At 71.4% G+C, this 17879-nt stretch carries 13 protein-coding genes and 2 pseudogenes; 3 read left to right on the top strand and 12 right to left on the bottom strand.

The window, feature by feature from the left end:
- Position 1: 1 nt before the first annotated feature.
- Positions 2-1225: an MFS transporter gene (locus ACGFIE_RS24205; RefSeq protein ID WP_393298222.1), complete on the bottom strand. Its 1224-nt coding sequence runs from the start codon at positions 1223-1225 to the stop codon at positions 2-4.
- Positions 1226-1266: 41 nt separating this feature from the next.
- On the opposite strand from ACGFIE_RS24205, the gene ACGFIE_RS24200 reads away from it, so the two are divergent.
- Positions 1267-2403, top strand: a complete 1137-nt coding sequence (locus tag ACGFIE_RS24200; RefSeq protein WP_393298219.1) for an ROK family protein — start codon at positions 1267-1269, stop codon at positions 2401-2403.
- A 12-nt stretch (positions 2404-2415) separates the two neighbouring features.
- Here the strand turns inward: ACGFIE_RS24200 and ACGFIE_RS24195 are convergent, their stop codons facing one another.
- From ACGFIE_RS24195 to ACGFIE_RS24160, 8 genes and pseudogenes are all read right to left on the bottom strand, one after another.
- Positions 2416-2793, bottom strand: coding sequence for a MerR family transcriptional regulator (locus ACGFIE_RS24195; protein WP_393298217.1), 378 nt, complete (start codon positions 2791-2793; stop codon positions 2416-2418).
- A gap of 474 nt (positions 2794-3267) precedes the next feature.
- Positions 3268-4245, bottom strand: coding sequence for a hypothetical protein (locus ACGFIE_RS24190; RefSeq protein ID WP_393298215.1), 978 nt, complete (start codon positions 4243-4245; stop codon positions 3268-3270).
- Between the two features lie 299 nt (positions 4246-4544).
- Positions 4545-5807, bottom strand: a pseudogene (locus ACGFIE_RS24185) (OmpL47-type beta-barrel domain-containing protein); the annotation flags it as partial.
- Positions 5808-5815: 8 nt separating this feature from the next.
- Positions 5816-9760, bottom strand: a complete 3945-nt coding sequence (locus ACGFIE_RS24180; protein ID WP_393298212.1) for a ThuA domain-containing protein — start codon at positions 9758-9760, stop codon at positions 5816-5818.
- Positions 9761-9778: 18 nt separating this feature from the next.
- A complete protein-coding gene (locus ACGFIE_RS24175; protein WP_363687278.1) occupies positions 9779-10783 on the bottom strand; it encodes a multicopper oxidase domain-containing protein in 1005 nt (334 codons plus the stop codon).
- A 234-nt stretch (positions 10784-11017) separates the two neighbouring features.
- Complete coding sequence (locus ACGFIE_RS24170) at positions 11018-11857, bottom strand: amino acid ABC transporter ATP-binding protein (RefSeq protein WP_393298209.1); 840 nt, start codon at positions 11855-11857, stop codon at positions 11018-11020.
- A gap of 5 nt (positions 11858-11862) precedes the next feature.
- Positions 11863-12657, bottom strand: coding sequence for an amino acid ABC transporter permease (locus ACGFIE_RS24165; RefSeq protein WP_266241319.1), 795 nt, complete (start codon positions 12655-12657; stop codon positions 11863-11865).
- Positions 12658-12733: 76 nt separating this feature from the next.
- Positions 12734-13552 carry a basic amino acid ABC transporter substrate-binding protein gene (locus tag ACGFIE_RS24160; protein ID WP_363687282.1) on the bottom strand — a complete coding sequence of 273 codons (819 nt, stop codon included), beginning with the start codon at positions 13550-13552 and terminating at the stop codon, positions 12734-12736.
- A 354-nt stretch (positions 13553-13906) separates the two neighbouring features.
- Between ACGFIE_RS24160 and ACGFIE_RS24155 the strand changes: the two are divergent.
- Positions 13907-14299, top strand: a pseudogene (locus tag ACGFIE_RS24155) (multiprotein-bridging factor 1 family protein); the annotation flags it as partial.
- A 155-nt stretch (positions 14300-14454) separates the two neighbouring features.
- Here the strand turns inward: ACGFIE_RS24155 and ACGFIE_RS24150 are convergent.
- The 3 genes from ACGFIE_RS24150 to ACGFIE_RS24140 form a co-directional block, all read right to left on the bottom strand.
- Positions 14455-15363 (bottom strand): hypothetical protein, encoded by a 909-nt coding sequence (locus ACGFIE_RS24150; protein WP_393298206.1) that lies wholly within the window; start codon positions 15361-15363, stop codon positions 14455-14457.
- Between the two features lie 78 nt (positions 15364-15441).
- Entirely contained in the window at positions 15442-16104 is a 663-nt protein-coding gene (locus ACGFIE_RS24145) for a response regulator (RefSeq protein ID WP_393298203.1), read from the bottom strand.
- Positions 16101-17219 (bottom strand): sensor histidine kinase, encoded by a 1119-nt coding sequence (locus tag ACGFIE_RS24140; RefSeq protein WP_393298200.1) that lies wholly within the window; start codon positions 17217-17219, stop codon positions 16101-16103. Before ACGFIE_RS24140 ends, ACGFIE_RS24145 begins: the two co-directional genes overlap by 4 nt.
- Before the next feature lie 218 nt (positions 17220-17437).
- Here ACGFIE_RS24140 and ACGFIE_RS24135 point away from each other — a divergent pair, with 218 nt between their 5' ends.
- Entirely contained in the window at positions 17438-17875 is a 438-nt protein-coding gene (locus ACGFIE_RS24135; RefSeq protein ID WP_393298197.1) for a DUF6223 family protein, read from the top strand.
- The last annotated feature ends 4 nt before the right edge of the window (positions 17876-17879 follow it).

The raw sequence follows: 17879 nt of genomic DNA, 5'->3' as shown, positions 1-17879 counted from the left end.
GTCAGCCCGCGACGACTGCCGGTTCCCGGTCGCGGCGACGTCCGGCGGCGAAGCTGACGATTCCCAGGCCCAGCCCCACGACCGCCAGGATCAGGCCCACCCGGGCCGGCGCGAGATAGCCGAGCCCGGCGGCGATGGTGACGCTGCCCAGCGCCGCGCCGAGGCTGTTGGCGATGTTCATGGCGGACTGGTTGAGCGCCGCGCCCATCAGCTGGGCCCCGGGCGCGACCGTGATCAGGCGTGCCTGCAGGACCGGACCGAGGTAGAGGCTCGTCGCGCCGACCAGGAACGCGCCGACGAACAGGCCCACCCGGTTCGACGCGACGAGGCTGAACACACCGATGCTGACGATCATCGCGACGAAGCCGATCATCATGCTGCGGCGCAGGTCCCGGTCGGCGAGCCAACCGCCCAGGGCGTTGCCGACGGTCATGCCGAGACCCACCGCGACCAGCACCCACGGCACGGTCGCGGCGGAGAGGCCGGCGACGTCGGTGGTGACCGGCGCGATGTAGGAGTCGACAGCGAAGAACCCGGCGAAGCCGATCGCCCCGGTGGCCGCGACCAGCCACACCTGCGAGGTCCGCAGCGCTCGCAGTTCGGCGGCCGGCGAGCCGTCCGCCGCCGCGGCGACCTCCGGGACGACCGCCAGCACCGCCAGCAGCGTGAGCAGGAAAACCCCGGCGATCACCAGGTACGCCGCACGCCAGCCGACCGCCTGCCCGAGCCGGGTGATCAGCGGTACGCCCACCACGTTGCTCACGGTCAGCCCGCCGAGCACGGTGGCGAAGCCCCGGGCCTCGTTGCCGGGGCCCATCAGGGTCGCCGCGAGCAGGCCGGCCGCGCCGAAGTACGCGCCGTGCGGCAGCGCCGCGACGAACCGCGCCACCAGCACCAGTTCGAACGTCGGGGCCGTGGCGGACGCGACCGTGCCGACGGCGAAGAGGACGAGCAGCCCCAGGACGAGCCTGCGGCGGGGCAGGCGCGCGCTGAGGGCGGCGATCAGCGGGGCGCCCACGACCACACCCAGGGCGTACGCGGTGATCATCCAACCGGCGTGGGCTACCGCGTCCGACGACGATCGGGCGTACTCCTGCGGGAGCAGGCCGCGTGCCATCTCGGGCAGCAGACCCATCGCCACGAACTCCGTCAGGCCGACCGCCACGCCGCCCAGGGCCAGGGCCGCCAACGCCGCCAGGCGCTGGCCTCTGCTCAGTCCGTTCACCGAGCGAATTTAGCAACAGCGTTGCGTAATAGGGTGGTGAGATGACGCGCACCACAGCCGACGTGACGTTCCTGCGCGGCTACAACCAGGCGCTGGTCATGGCCGTGGGGCGCACCGTACGGACGTTCGAGCGCTCCACGGTCGTTCACGCCACCGGCCTGACACCGCAGGCGGTCTCCAAGGTCATCGCCCGCCTGACCGCCGACGGGCTGATCCGTTCCGCTGGCGTCCGCCGCCCGGGTATCGGCAAGCCCGCCGTCGTCTACGAGCTGGTCCCCGACAGCCGGTACGCGATCGGCGCGCACGTCGCCCGGCGCACCCTGCGGCTGGTCCTGGTCGACCTGGCCGGCAACGTGCACCACTCCACGGTCAGCCCCCTGCCCGCCGACTTCACCCCCGAGCAGCTCCTCGACGCCCTGTCCGTCGGCATCGAGGCGATCATCGCCGGCACCGAGCTGCGAAGCCGGCTGACCGGCGTGGGCATCGGCATGATCGGCCCACTGGACCACGCGCACGGGCTGGTCCGGGACGCGCACGGGCTGCGGCACTGGCACGACGTCCCGCTACGGGAGCTGGCCGAGGCGCACCTGGGCCTGCCGGTGCACCTCGACAAGGACGTCACCGCCGGGATCACCGCCGAGGCATGGCGGCACGGCGCCACGTTCGGCGACGCGGCGCTCATCATGGTCGAGTCCGGCATCGGCGGTGGCTTCTGGCTGGGCGGCACCGCCCACCGGGGCGCGCACACCAACGCCGGGGAGTTCGGGCACACCGTGGTGGACCTGGACGGGCCCCGCTGCGTCTGCGGACGTCTCGGCTGCCTGGAGGTGGTGCACCTGCGTGCCATCGAGGCGGGAGACGTCCCCCGCGCGGCCCGCGTCCTGGCCGTCGGCGTCGTCAACCTGCTCCAGACCCTCGACCTCGCCCACGTGGTGCTGGCCGGTGCGGATCTGCTGCGCCACGCGGACGTCTACCTTCCTGCGGTCGAGCGGGCCGTCCGCACCGACGTGCCGCGCGCGGACTGGCTGGCCCCGATGGTGACCCTGTCCCGCCTGGGCGCGGACGTCATCGCTGCCGGCGCCGCGATGCAGGTTCTCGACCAGCTCTACGGCATCCCGGACCTCACCCCCGGCACCCCGCCCGCGATCGTCCGACAGCCCGTCGCCGGGGCACACTGAGCACGGAGGCGATCACCGCGGGGTGGCGTCCGCATAGACGCAGCCGTTGGCCGGGGCCTCGCTGGAGCTGATCACCGCGTCGAGTCGGGCCCTGACCTGGACAAGCTGGTCGATCTGCCGGTCGATGCGGTCGCGTTCGGCGTTCAGCAGGGCACGGGACTGCGGGGTGTTGACCTTCGCGTCGACGCAGGGCAGCAGATCGTGGATCGTCCTGCTGGACAGACCCGCGGCGTACAGCGTCTGGATGAGCTGGACGCGGTCGACCGCCGCCTCGTCGTAGTGGCGCTGACCACCGCCGCTCCGGCCGGGGATCAGCAGCGCCTGCTCCTCGTAGTAGCGCAGGGCGCGCACCGACACACCCGTACTGCTCGCGAGTTCTCCGATCCGCACGACCCCTCCCCCATGGCCCGTGACCCCTGCCACACGACCTTGTCTCTCACGTCGACGTCAGGTTCCAGCGTAGGTCGCGTACGGAGTTGCGTCGAATCACAGCGGAGGACACCATGCAGATCTCGGGCTCGATCGCGCTGGTCAGCGGCGCCAACCGTGGCATCGGCCGGCACTTCACCCGACAACTGCTCGAACGCGGCGCGGCCAAGGTGTACGCCACGGCCCGCGACCCCGAACGGATCGACATCCCCGGCGTCGAGAGGCTCCGCGGCCAGTCCTGCCCTCCCGCCAGGAGCGAGAGGCTCTCCCCCGACCCGCCATGCCGAGGTGCTCTTGAGCGGTATACCTCAGAGGCAAATTCACACCTCCGAGGTATACCGCTCACCACCGCAGCCGTCCCGACCGAGGTAACCGACGGTCACCGCCGGCCGCCGGCTGTGCCCACCGCCCCGGCAAGGGTCAGGACCTACTCCTCTAGAGCTTCGCGGCGCCGGCCGCCGTGGCCTCCTGAACCGCCGATGTACGACGGGTCTCCGCCCGCTGGTCGCCGGCGTCGTCCCGGTCGGCGTCGGCCATCCGGGCCGCCCGGTTGGCGCTCGGCGCGGCCTGGTCACCCGTCACGCCGCCGCGGATCCGGTTGTTCGCGGCCACCTGGGCGGCCGGGTTGTTGCCCGTCACCGTCAACCCACCGTTGATGATGTTGTCGTCGACTGTGACACCGCCGGTGGTGCTGGTGACGCTGACGTCCGCGCCCCAGTAGCCGCCGGAGGCGCAGCTGTCGAGCGCGCCGTTCGGGCCGAGCTGGACGCCGCCGAGGTTGCCGGCGAACGTGGCCCGACCCCGGACCGCGCTGCCGCACACGACACTGCCGGTGGCGCTGTTGAGCACCGAGAGGGTGCCGTCGACGAACGAGTCGTGCACGTCGGTGTAGTAGGTGCCGGTGCTGCTGAGGTTGCGTTCCACCTGGGTGCCCCGGTCGAGCCGGACCTCGCCGGCGCCGACCGTGACGTTTCCGGCGATCGTCGCCGCCTCCGCGAACAGGAAGCTGTCGATGGTCGCCGTACCCTTCGGCCGCACGGTCACGGCGCCGGTCCGGGCGTCGGAGAGGTAGACGCCGTACCCGCCGGCGGCCAGCACCACCTGGCCGTCGACGCTCGTCTCGGTGGCGTCGAGGTAGCCGTCGGCGGCGACGCGTACCTCACCGCTGACCCGGCCACCGGTGACCACCAGGTTGGCGCCGGCGGCGACCGTGACGTTGCCGGTGATCGTGGTGCCGGTCAGCGCGCAGGACTCACCGGCCGGGACGAGCAGGTCGTTGGGCACTGTCACCGCACCGCCGGTGCCGATGCAGTGGGTGACCAGGTCGGCGTGGGCGGTGGGCGCCACGGCCAGCACCGAGGCGGCGATGACGGCGGTCACGGTGGCCAGCTTGGCGACGGTACGTCCGGGCATCGTGGTACTCCCTGTCGATGAGATTCGGGTGCTCATGCGCCGACGTCCGATCGGGCCGCGGCCCGGACGATGGCGCCCTGCTGCCGCTTGTTGAGCGTTCCGCCGCTCACCAGCGCGGCGGTGACCGCCTCGACGTGCCGGACGAAGTCGGCGTGGCCGGGGTAGTCGGCGTGTTCGTCGATCAGATCGTTGATCGTGCAGCCGTCTCCGGTGTCGACGTTGGCCACGCCTGTGTCGTCACCGTCGATGACCACAGTGCCCCTCGTGTCGGACGCGGGGCAGGCGTCGGTGCCGTCGGCAACCACTGTGAACGTCGCCGACTGCTCGGCGGCGGCGTTCCCCGCGCTGTCGGTCGCCCGGTACCGCAGGGTGTGCGCGCCGACGGTGCGGACGCTGACCGGGCCGGCGTACGCGGTCCAGCCGCCGGTGTCGAGCGCGTACTCGACCGACGCCACGCCCGACCCGGTGTCGGTCGCGGTGACGGTGACTGTCGCGACGCCGACGTACGCACCGTCGGCGTCCCGCTCGCCGGTGACCGTGGCGGCCACGGTGGGCGGGGTGTCGTCCTCCTCCGGCGGGGCGACGACGGTGAAGTGGGCCATCTGCTCGGCCGAGGTGTTGCCGGCGACGTCGGTCGCCCGGTAGTGCAGCATGTGCATCCCGACCGCCGTCACCACGACCGGGCTCGTGTACGCGGTGAAGGCGTCGCCGTCCAGCGCGTACTCGATGGTGGCGACCCCGGACCCGGCGTCGGTGGCGGTGAGCGTGGCGGTGGCCGTACCCACGTAGTTGCCGTCGCCGTCGCGGTCGCCGGCCAGCGCGGCCGTGACCACCGGCGCGGTGGTGTCCTCCTCGGTCGGCTCGACGATCCGGAACGACACCGAGCCGACCGAGCTGGTGTTGCCGGCCTGGTCGGTGGCGCGGAACTGCACCGAGTGGTCGCCGACCGCGCTTACCTGCACCGGCTGGGTGTACGGCTGGAAGCTGGTGTCGTCGACCTGGTACTCGATGGTCTCCACGCCCGAGCCGGCGTCGGTGGCCGTGACTGTCACCGCTGCCGTACCGACGTAGTTGCCGTCCTGGTCCTGGTCGCCCGACACGGCGGCGGTGACCGTCGGCGGCGTGGTGTCGTCGCCTCCCCCGCCGTCGGTGACGACCAGTTCGCCGACCATCTGGCTGTGGCCGGGGATCGAACAGAAGTAGCGGTACCGACCCGGGGTCAGGGTGACCGTCGCCTGGTGGCGGCCGTCGTTGGCGTCGAACGGGCTGGCCAGGATGTTGATCGTGACGTCGTGGTTGTAGCCCTCGGTGCTGGTGTCGAAGGTGAGCGTGTGCGGCATCCCCGTGGTGTTGCCGGTGGCCGCGCTGTTCTCCCAGATGATCGTCGCCGCGCCGGCCACCGCCGTGGTGGGCACGGACTTGTAGCGGGTGGTGTTGTCGTCGGCCGTCCAGGTCAACACCTGGTCCGCGGCGGCGCGCGGGGCGGCGGAGGCCTGTGGCGCGGCCAGCGGCGTGAGCGTGAGCAGGAGCGCCGCCACGGCGGCCGTGAGTCGTCGGATCATGGTCTCTCCTAGAGTTCCCGCACGCGGATGTTGCGGAACTCGGTCAGGTCGTTGTCACCGTGGTTCTGCAGGCCGATGAAGCCGCTCAGGAACTGCCGCAGGTCGGTCGGCGGGTCGCCGGCCCGGGAGGACTCCTTGCCCGGCGTGTTGTCGAACTCGTTGATCACCACGCCGTTGCGGATCATCGTGTAGTGCTGCCCGACCACGCGGATCTCGTAGTCGTTCCACACGTTCTTCGGCGTGACGCCGGCCTGGGCGAGCGGCACCGGGTCGAAGTTGTAGACCGAGCCGGTCTTCTGCGGCTCGCCGGTCTCCCCGTCGTAGATCTGGATCTCGTGTCCGCAGTAGATCGCCATCCAGGCCGGCGAGGTGCGGGCCGACCCGACAGTGCCGCAGCTGCCCGGAGGCCGCTGCTCCAGCGGCGTACGCAGGTCCGGGAATCGGATGAAGACGCCGGTGTTGGCGCGGCCGGTGCCCGGCGCGATGTCGCGGAACTGCACCCTCAGCGAGAAGTCGGCAAGCTCCCTGGTGTGCCAGAGCATGCCCAGGCCGCCGCTGGAGCGCAGCGCCCCGTCCGGCTGGATGCTGAACGATCCCGTCGGCGCCTGCTGCCAACCGCGCAGCGACTCGGCGGTGCCGTCGTAGAGCGGCTCGTACCCGGTGCGCCCGTCCCGGCCGATGTCGGACGCGGCGGCCAGGCGGGTGAGCGTGCCCGCCTCGCGGGCGTTGAGCAGGCCGTCGTCCTGCAACCCGCCGGTCACCGCGCTCACGTGCCGGACGAAGGCGTTGTGGTCGGGCCAGGTGCTCTCGTCGTCGATCAGGTCGTTGATCGTGCACCCCTGCCCGACCGTACGGCTGGGCACCGCGGTGTCCGTGTCGCCGAGCCCCACCGTGTCCCGGGAGTCCGGCACCGCGCAGCCGACCGTGACGGTGGTCTGCACGGTCGCCGTCTCGCCGTCGGCGTACGTGACGGTGAGCTTCGCGGTGTAGACGCCGACCTTGGCGTACGTGTGGCGGGGGTCCGCCTCGGTGGACGTGGCGCCGTCGCCGAACTCCCACCGGTGGCTCACGCCGCCGGACCGGGAGCCGGTGAAGGCGACAGTCAACGGCTTGTTCTGCACGGCCACCGAGGTCGCCGCGGGTGCGGGGGTGGGCGCCCCGCCGGTGTAGGTGATCCGGATGAGCTTCTGGTTGGGGTTCAGGCTGAAGAACCCGCCTCCGTAGTCGAGCAGGTAGAGCGCACCGTCCGGGCCGAATTTGGCGTCCATCCAGCTCTGCAGCCGGGTGTCGCCGTTGCCGCTGGGGATGATGGCGCGCAGCGACTCGGCGTACACCGGCGGAGTGGCCGTCGGCACGCCGGCGGGGTCGACGGTGACCGCGACCCGGTTAGCGGCGTTCGACTGGTCGCCGATGAACCACTTCTCGTCCCAGTACGCCGGCCACGCGACGGTGCTGTTCGGGTCGACCCGGTCACGGTGGTAGGTGGGGCCGGACATGATGGCCTGCCCGCCGCCGCGCAGGTACGGCTGCGTGTAGGTGGCGTCCGCCGCGACGTACGTCGGGAGGCCGCTGCCGTCGGTGCGCTTCGGGAAGACCGGCCCGCCGCCGTCCGGTGAGTACCAGATCATGTTGTCCCGCGCCGCCGGGATGTCCACCAGTCCGGTGTTACGCGGCGAGGTGTTCTTCAGGTCGCCGCAGTCGTACCAGCCGGTCAGCACCGTCGCGTCGGTACTGCTGCGGTCGCGGTACGGCTGCCGGTTGCCCATGCAGTACGGCCAGCCCTGGTTGCCGGCCGAGGTGATGATGGTGGCGGTCTCGTACTTGGCCGGGCCCAGGGTGGGGCTGGGCGACGAGGCGTCCGGGCCGACCCAGCCGGCGGTCAGCCACTGGTGCTCCGGGTCGATCTGGAGGCGGGCGATGTTGCGCACGCCCATCACGTAGATCTCCGGGCGGGTCTTCTCGGTGCCCGGCGGGAAGAGGTTGCCCTCCGGGATGGTGTACGTGCCGTCGGCCTCCGGGTGGATCCGGATGATCTTGCCGGCGAGGTCGTTGGTGTTGCCCGCCGTGCGGCGGGCGTCCTGGAACGAGATGCCCTGGTACTCCTGCGTCCAGTTGTTGCCGGAGTAGCCCTGCGACCCCTCGGAGGAGTTGTTGTCGCCGGAGCCGACGTAGAGGTTGCCCTTCGCGTCGAACGCCATGCCGCCGCCGGCGTGGCAGCAACTGTGGATCTGCACCGGGAACTTCAGCAGGTCCTTGCGGGTGGCCTGGTCGATGGTCTGCTTCTCCCGGTCGTAGGTGAACCGGGAGACGGTGCGCTGCCCGACCCGCTTGACCCGGTCGATCGACTCGTGCGGCATCCAGTAGACGTAGAGCCAGCCGTTGTCGGCGAACTTCGGGTCGGGCACGATGCCGAGCAGACCCTCCTCGTTCTTCACCAACTCGGAGCCGCTGCCCCGGTTGCCCATCACCTCCAGGGTGGTGAGCAGCTTGACCTGCCTGGTCCGTGGGTCCCAGGAGTGGATGGTGCCGCAGCCCAGGCCAACCTTCGGGTCGTTCCAGTCCGCGATCGGGCCGCTCGGGCAGGCCGCCTTGCCGACGTAGAAGACGGTGCCGTCCGGCGCGATGGTGAGCCCGTGCGGCTCGCCGATCTGGTCCAGCTGCCCGGTCTGGTTCGCGGCGGTGAGTCGCTCCACCTTGTAGTTCGCGGCGATCGTCGCCTGGCAGTCGCCGCGTACGCGACCTGTGGTCCAGTTCAGCGCCCCGGCCAGGTGCGTGCGGAACGCCTCCTCGCCGTAACTGCCCTCGGTGTGACCCATGCCGGTGTAGAACGAGCGGCCTCCGTCGTAGTCCCGGCACCAGGACACCGGGTGGAACGGGCCGTTGGCTCCCGGCCCCGGGTCGTAGTGCCGCTCCTCGACCTGGGCGAGCGTGTGCACGCTGCCGATCGGGTTCGGGTCCCAGTTGTCCCAGCGGTCGGACCGGGTGATCGTCAGGGGCAGCGACGCCGTGGCCGGGTGCTTCCGGTCCAGGATGTCGACCACCGCGCGATTCACGGGGGTCGGCGGCGGCGCGGTGGCCGTGCCGGTGAACAGGCGCAGGTCGGCGAGCTGGATCAGCGGCTCACCGCTGTTGGCGGTGATGTTCAGCCGGTAGCGGGTGAACTCCTGCGGGGTGGCGATGTCGAACCGGCGGGTCTGGAACCGCTCCGCGAAGGTCTGGTTGGTGCGCCGGTCCAGATCGGACCAGTTCTGGCCGTCGGTGGAGCCCTGCAGGGTCCAGTCCTTCGGGTCCCGTCCGACGAAGTCGTTTGCCGACGTCAGCGCGTACCCGGTGATCCGCTTGGGCGCGGCCAGCTGGTACGCCACCCACGCCGTCGGGGTGCGGACCAGCCACTTGGTGTTGGCGTCGCCGTCGGTCAGCTTCTCCTTGCTCTCGGTCGGCGGGTTCTCGCCGCTGGCGGTCACCGCGGCCACCGGCTCGGCGAGCGGGATGGCACCCGCCGGACGGGCGCCGATCAGGCCTGTGAACCAGGTGGAGTCGACCTGCGCGCGGGCGGCGTCGGCGATGCCGACGAAGCCGCCGCCGGCCTTCATGTAGCCCTGCAGCGCCGACTCCTGGTCGCGGTTGAGCGCGGCGCCCGTCGCGGAGAGAAACACCACGCTGCGGTACGCGGACAGCCCGGTCTGCGTGAATACGCCCGGATCCGTGGTGGCTGTGACATCGATGTCATGACTGACCGCAAGCTGTCGGATGGTGTCGACGGCGCGCGACACCGGGTCCTGCTGATCGGCCACCGGCCCGTGGAACACGAGCACGGCGGTCCTGGACGCCTGTGCCGCCGGGGCGGCCACGGGTCGCGGCGCGGCGGTCGCCGCCGTGGCGGTTGCCGCGCCCGGAATCAGTGTGGCGAAGGCCGCTACCGCGGCGAGGGCTCGTCGTACGTCTCTGGTCATCCCCGTCCCCACTTTCGGTCAGCTTCCATGCGTGTGGGTGTGGCCCTGGAACCGGTGGATCGCCTCCTCGGCGCCGGGGGGCATGCTGCCGTCGGCGTTGCGCACCAGGAAGATCCCGGCCATGCCGCCGTCGGAGTGGTTCTGCACGTGGCAGTGGTACATCCACGCGCCGGGGCCGACGCCCTCGCCGGCCAGCACCTGGAACCCGAACGAGCTGCCCGGGTTGAGGTCCTTGTTGTCGATGACCAGGCTCGGGTCGGCCGGCCCCTCCAGCATTCCGGTGCGGTTGTCCGCCCAACGGTGCGCGTGCAGGTGGAAGGTGTGGAACAGGTTGCCGTGGCCGATGGCGAGCCACTCCACCCGCTGGCCCAGGTTGGCCTCGAACATCGGCGTGTCCGGGGCCATCCGGTTGTTGATCGTCATGTCGTGGAACACGACTGTGAACTGCTTCTCCGGCAGGATGTCGCCACGGCGGCGGACGATCAGAGCCCCGTACAGGCCCTTCGCGACTCCGGCGGTGCCGTGGTCGGTGCCCATCGCGTGATCGTGGTAGTGCCAGTAGCCGGCGCTGCCCGGCATGTACCGGCGACCGGCCGCGGCCACCATCTCGTGGGAGCGCCAGACGTACGTCCGGGTCTCGCCGGGGTTGTTGAAGGAGGCGTTGAGCGGGCTGCCGTCCGAGTCGGTGCTGTAGTCCACCCCGTGCGGGTGGATGGACAGCCGCTGGTCGGTGGTGTTGACCAGGGTGATCTCCAGGGTGTCACCCTCGTAGATCTCCAGCACCGGCCCCGGCACGGTGGCCTGGCCGGGGGCGAGGCCGTACCCGAACAGCCCGCCGGGCAACTGCTCGGCGTAGATGGTGACCTTCTTGGTCACTCCGGCGGCGGCCCGGGCCGGGCTGCCTCCGAACGCGCCACCGAGCGTGGGGGCGGACGCGCCCAACGCTCCGGCGGCGAGCGCCCCGGTCGCGATCAGTGATCGGCGGGACAGGTGGCGCTGGGAGCCAACGGCGTGATCGTCCATGGGTCTCCGTTCCCGACCGGGCGAAGACACGACGAGGGCAGGATGCATCGACCGCCGAGCACAAGGCGGCAGCACGACTGCGGTGAGGATCGTCGCGGACTTCGCTCGGAAGACTCAGAACTTTCGATGGATGAACCCAACTTATGTAATCCATCGACGAAAGTACAGGTCTGGTTGCAGGAAGATTACCGCGAGATCACAACGTACGTCGATTGACCAGGCGTTGTGGCGTGGTCAGACGGTGTGGCGGTCGTCGGCCGGCAGGCCGGGGGTCTCGGGCGGCTCGGGCGACTGGTCGGGCTGACCGAGCCGCTCCACCCGGGTCGGGTCGAGGACCCGGGCGAGGAACGCGCGGGTCCGTTCGTGCTTCGGCGCGCCCAGCACCTCCTGCGGCGGCCCCTGCTCGACCACGACGCCACCGTCCATGAACACGACCCGGTCCGCGACGTCCCGGGCGAACGCCATCTCGTGGGTGACCACCATCATCGTCATGCCGTCCTCGGCCAGCTTGCGCATGACGGTGAGCACGTCGCCGACGAGCTCCGGGTCGAGCGCCGAGGTCGGCTCGTCGAAGAGCATCAGCTTCGGCTCCATCGACAACGACCGGGCGATCGCGGCCCGCTGCTGCTGCCCGCCGGAGAGCTGCGCCGGGAACGCGTCGGCCTTGTCGCTCAGGCCGACACGCTCCAGGTTGGCCCGCGCGATCCGCTCGGCCTCGGCGCGAGGGCGCCGCAGCACCCGCCGCTGGGCCACGGTGAGATTGTTCAGCACGGTCAGGTGCGGAAACAGGTTGAACGACTGGAACACCATGCCGATGCCCCGGCGTACGGTGTCGATCTCGACGTCCGGGTCGGTCATCTCGACGCCGTTCACCCGGATCGTGCCGGCGGTCGGCTCCTCGAGAAGGTCGACGCAGCGCAGCAACGTCGACTTGCCGGAGCCGGACGGCCCGATCACGCAGACGACCTCACCCTGGCCGACCTCGAAGTCGATGCCCTTGAGCACCTCGAGCGCCCCGAAGGACTTGTGCAGATCGCGGATCTCGACGGCGGGAGGGGACGGCGTGGTCGTCATGCGGGTCACCGGGCCTTGGCGTAGCGGAGTTCGAGGCGGCGCACCACCTGGGACAGGGGCAGGGTGATGACCAGGTACGCGAGGCCGGCCACCAGCAGCGGCGTGGCGTTCACCCGGTCGTTGAGCATGTCCCGGCCGAACTTGGTGACCTCGATGGTCGATGCCGTCACGCCCAGCACGTAGGCCAGCGACGAGTCCTTGGTGAGCAGGATGAGCTCGTTCGTCAGCGGCGGGATGACGATCCGAAACGCCTGCGGGATGACGATGGTCCGCATGGCGGTGACGTGCGACATGCCGAGGGTGCGGGCCGCCTCCATCTGCCCCTTCGGCACGGCCTGGATGCCGGCCCGGATGGTCTCGGCCATGTACGCGGCCGCCGTCAGGCCGAGACCGATGGCGATCGAGCCGAACACGCCGCCGGGAATCTCCCGCTCCGGGAAGGCGATGGGGATGCCGTACCCGACGAGGAACAGCACCAGCAGCGCCGGCAGGCCCCGGAACAGCTCGATGTACGCGGTCGCCAGCCAGCGGTACGGCGCCACCCGGGACAGCCGCATCAGCGCGAGGATGGTGCCGAACACGAGGCCGAAGGCGAACGCGCCCACCGTGTAGAGGATCGTGTTGCGCAGCGCCACGGTGATGATCGTCGGGAACATCGACTCGATGATGTCGACGCGGAAGAACGCGTCGGCCAACCGGCCCCAGTCCGCGGCGGCGAGCACCGCGACGATGATCGCGACGAAGACCAGGTACTGGATGCCGAGGGACAGTCGTTCCCGCTGGCGGCGTCGCAGCTTCACGTCGGCTCGTTGCCTTCCCGGAGTGTGTCGACGGGGAGGGCGCACAGCACGCGCGCCCTCCCCCACTGAGCTTCGATCAGGCGGTCGGCCGCTTGCCGATCCACTTCTCGTAGATCTTGTCGTACGAGCCGTCCTGCTTGGCCTTCGCCAGCGTCTCGTTGATCTTCTTGAGCAGTTCCGGGTTGCCGTCCTTCTTCACCGAGAACCCGTACTGCTCACCGGTGTCGAACTCGGCGGTCACCTGGAACCCGCCCGGGTTCTTCTTCAGGTACTCGCTCCACACCGGCAGGTCGTTGATGGCGGCCTCGACCTGGCCGTTGGCGAGCGCCTGCTGCTCGGCGGCGAGGTCCTCGAACTCGACGAGCTGCAGGCCCTTCTCCTTCTCGAACTTCTTGGCGTAGTCACGGCCGGTGGTGGCCGCCTGCACGCCCACCTTCTTGCCCCGCAGGTCGTCGAGCGTCTTGTAGGTCTTGCCGCTCTTGACCAGCATCGCCTGGGTGGCGTCGAAGTACGGGTCGGAGAAGTTCATCACCTTCTGCCGTTCGGCGGTGATGGTCATGCCGGCGGCGGCCGCGTCGCACTTGCCGGTGTTCAGGTCCTGACCGGACTTGATCCCCTCGAACGGCGTGTCGATGATCGTCTGCTCGACGCCCAACTCCTTGGCCACGAGGTCCATCACGTCGACGTCGAACCCGGTGACCTTGCCGCTGGCGTCCTTCGACTGGAACGGCGGGTACGGCAGGTGGGTGCAGACCGTCAGCTTGCCGGCCTGGACCAGCTTGACCCCGCTCGCCTGGACCTCGCTGTCATCCTTCTTGGCGCATCCCGCGCTCAACGCCAGGGCGGCGACCGCCGCGACGAGGCCGGCCTGACGGACTGCGCTACGGACTCTCACGAGTGTGTCCCTCCGGTGCGGCTCCCGCCGTGACGGGCAGCCAGGTTGGTGCGAAGACGGTGTGACAGGGGACGGTACCTGATTCGACGAACGGTACCCAGATCACCTGGCGTAGCGGCAGTGCTGCGGCGACCGTCACAGTCCGTGAACCCGACAGCCGGCCACCAACGGGGGCGAACGGCATTTGAGTATCCGGCGCACCTCGAACGAGTAGGCCGTCGGCTCGGCCGTCGCTGCGCCACCACAGAAGCTGGTAGACGATCAGTGGTACCGCCGTCTTCGGAATGGGTGATCAGAACTGACCATCGAGCCGGGTACACCGAGGCGATCCCGGGTGGGAGGGCACGACTGAGGATGGACACCTACCCCATGACACCTCAGATGGCCTTCGCGCAGTTCGTTCGCCAGGCCGTCGACGATGCCCGCGAGGAGCACGGTTGGACCGTCGGCGACATCGCGCACCACACCGGCGTCAGCCGCTCGACGCTGTTCCGCTGGCTCGCCGGTGACTGGCAGCGCTACCCCGAGCTGGCGAAGGTCCGTAGCCTCTGCGCCACCCTCGGCCTCTCCATCGCCGCCGCGATCCGGCCGCTCGCGATGCCGAACGCCGCCGTGACGCCCCGGGCGCTGGCCGAGGTCGAGGCGGACATCGGCACCATCCGCCGGCGGTTGCTCGACGACACGGTCCCCGCCGCGGACAAGCGGCAGATCCGGGAGCTTCTCCGCCGCCTCGCGGGCCGGGATCTACCGGTCGAGGCGGCGTCGCCGTCCACGACCGGTTCCCGCGCCACCTCGCCCTCCCCGTCGCAGGCCGGAGCGTCGCGCCGGTAGCCCGAGCGGGCCGCTTGTCACAGGGCCCGCCGACCTCAGGTGTGGCACGACCCCGGCGACGTCGACAGGCCTCAGCGCGCGGCGCGGCCCGGCCGGCCCGGGCCGGTGCCGGAGCGTCGGGAACCGATGCGGGGCGCCCGCACCACCGGGGAGCCGCCGGCCCCGGGGCGGAAGTCCCGTGCCGCGGCGGCCACCATCTCGTCGGGGTCGCCTTCAAGCGTCTGCCGGACGTACGACGGAATGATCTCGGACGTGGCCATCGCCAGCCGGACCTGCACCGAACGATCGTCGACCAGGCCCGCGAGATCCTCCTCGCCCAGCTCCAGGGTGCGGACCAGCGCGGCCCGCACGTCGACTGCCGGGTCGGCGGCCAGGGCGCTGCGCTGCGCGGCGGTGGTCCGCGGATTGCGGGCGAGCCCCTTGCGGACGCGGACGGTGCGGTCGGCCAGCAGGGCGACGATGACGTCGGGATCGTGGGTGTGGGTGGCGAGCCGTTCGCGGACCTCGGGTGAGACGTCGTCGACCAACCGGGCGGCCAGCTCGGGCTCCAGGTCGCGGCTCTCGGCGAGCAGGCCCCGAAGCTCCTTGTCGGGTGCGGCCGCCATCACCCGGCGGACCGACTCGTCGCAGGCCGGGTTGCCGGCGACGGCCCAGCGGACCCACCGGTCCGCGTCCTTGACCAGGCGCAGGAGATTGCCGACCGAGGTCGCGGGATTGCGCGCCACGGCCTCCCGGACGTGACGATCATGGTCGCGGGTCAACGACCGCAGCGCCTGCGCGGGCGCGTCCGGCCGGGCCGCGACCGCCTTGCGGACCGCGACCGACGCGTCGGACGCCAGGTCGATGAGGGTCATCTGTGGCGTTGTGGGGTCGTGTGCGACGGCGAGCCGCGCGTCCGCCCCATCACCGGTCGGACGGTCGGCAGTGGTTTCCAACCCGTTGTCCCGGTCGGCCCCGCCGACGTGCTGCTGCTTGCCCATGGGCGCAATCATGGCACGTGGCGAATCGGGCCCCCCGCGGCGAGCGCCCGCGCCGCCCCTGGTCCGCGCGCCGCCGGCTCAGTCGGGGCGCGGGGCCACCAGACCCGACTCGTACGCGACGACAACGAGTTGGGCGCGGTCGCGGACGTGCAGCTTGGCCATGGCCCGGTTGATGTGGGTCTTGGCGGTCAGCGGGCTGATCACCATGCGCGCGGCGATCTCGTCGTTCGACAGGCCCTGGGCGACGAGGATGACGGCTTCGCGTTCCCGGGTGGTCAACTCCCGCAGGCCGGTGGGGGCCCGCAGGTGGCGCGGCTCGGCGACGTACCTGTCGATGAGCCGGCGGGTGATCGACGGTGCGAGCAGCGCGTCACCTCGCGCGGCGACGCGTACGGCGTGCAGGAAGTCCTCCGGCTCGATGTCCTTCACGAGGAACCCGGCGGCGCCGGCGCGCAGCGCGTGGAAGACGTGTTCGTCGAGGCCGTAGTTGGTCAGGATGACGACGTGCACCCCGGCCAGGGCCGGGTCGGCGGCGATCAGTCGGGTAGCCTCGATGCCGTCCAGCACCGGCATCTGGATGTCGATGAGTGCGATGTCGGGCAGGTGACGCCGGGCGAGGGCCACTCCCTCACGACCGTCGGCGGCCTCGGCCACCACCTCGATGTCGTCCTCGATGTCGAGGAGCGCGCGGAAGCCACTGCGCAGGAGCGCCTGGTCGTCGACCAGCAGGACGCGGATCACGCGGGCGGGCCGACGGGGAGTTCCGCGTGGACGGTGAAGCCGCCCTCGTCGCGTGGCGCCGCGTGGAGGCGGCCGCCCAGGGCGGTGACCCGTTCGCGCATCCCGAGCAGCCCGACTCCGGGCGTCGGCGCGGTGGCCAGCGTGGCCGTACCGTCGTCGTCGACGCGGATCGCGAGGGCGTCCGGCCGGTAGTCGACGCGGACCGACGCCGTGGCCGCGGCGGCGTGCCGAGCCACGTTGGTCAGGGACTCCTGCACGATCCGGTAGGCAGTCCGGTCCACGGCGACGGGCACGGCCTGTCGTTCGCCCTCGACAGTCAACGTCGTGTCCAGCCCGGCCAGCCGGGCCCGCTCCACCAGCTCGGGCAGGTGGTCGAGGCCGCGCGGCGGGTTCCTGCCGTCGTCGCGCAGGGCCTCCAGGGTCGCGCGCAACTCCCGGCTCGCCTCACGGCCGGCCTCCCGGATCGCCAGCAGCGCCTCCGGTACCGCCTCGCCGCGCCGGCGGGCCAGGTGGACGGCCACCTCGGCCTGCACCTTGATGATCGAGATCTGGTGGGTGAGGGAGTCGTGCAGCTCCCGCGCGATGTGCAGCCGCTCCTCGTCGGCGCGGCGTCGCGCGGTCTCCTCCCGGGTGCGCTCGGCCTCGTCCGCCCGCCGCTCGGCCTGCCGCAACGCCTCACCCGCGGCGCCGGCGGCGATCAGCCAGGCCACCTCGAGCGCGCCCCGGGCCCGGGCGAACGCCTCCCCCGGGGGCAGGTCCTGCGGCGGGGCGAGGGCGGTGAGGGGAAGAGCGACGAGCATCAGCACGGCGGCGACGACGGTGACGACGCGATGGCCCGCCCGCACGCCTGTGTACACCGCGAACAGGAAGGCGACGGCCGGCATGTCGAACCCGACCGCCTGGTAGCCCACCGCGCACAGCCCGGTGACGGCCAGGACGGCGACGGGCGCCCGGCGACGCGCCGCCAGCGCCAGACCGCTGGCCGCCAGCAGCGGATAACCCAGCAGCTCGCTGTCGATCGTGGAGTGGTCCGCGGACAGCCCGGCGACCAGCAGCACCGCCGCCACACCGACGGCGATCGCCCAGTCCCGCACACCGGCACGCCCTGTGCTCATGCGCGCACCCTAGCCCGATGCGCGGTGCGGGCGACTCCTGCACACGAACGACAGGCGCCTACCGCGTCCGCGGTAGGCCGGCGGCGCCTGCGCCGTGCGTGGCAGTCGGCTACGCCGGTGGCGGCAGCGGGAAAAGCCTCCATCCGCCGGACGACCGGCGGTCGAACCGGCGACAGGATCGAGCACAACCACCGAGACGTACGACGAAGGAGAAGTACATGTTCGCGTCGAGAAACCTGAAGCCGGCCCGTCTGCTGTGCACCGCTGCCGCGTCCGCCCTGCTGGGAGGATTCGGTCTCGCCGCGCCGGCCGCCGCGTACACCTCGTCCGCGCCGTTGGCGGCAAGCGTGACCACCATGAGCGCCGGGCGACTCGGGGCGAGCGTTGCTGCCCTGCTGGGCCTGGCCGGGGTGATCGTCGGCGCGCTGGCCCTGGCCCGCCCCGCCAGCCGCGTCGGCACCGGCCGCGGGCTGTTCGGTGCGACCGTGGCGTTGGCGGCGGGGCTGCTCGGCGTGGCCCTCGGCGCGCTGGTGGTGGCGACCTCCGACGGCGGCATCGGCACCGGCAACGGGCTCGGCGGGGCGTACGTGGCCCTCGTGGTGGGGTTGGCCGCCCTGGGCCTCGGAGGGCTGGGGCTGAGCCGCACCCGCAGATGAGGCG

Source organism: Micromonospora sp. NPDC049275, assembly GCF_043197115.1.
In the GTDB taxonomy this organism is placed as follows: domain Bacteria; phylum Actinomycetota; class Actinomycetes; order Mycobacteriales; family Micromonosporaceae; genus Micromonospora.
The sequence above is the reverse complement of the archived record's forward strand: the minus strand, read 5'-3'. Positions and strand labels throughout refer to the sequence as shown.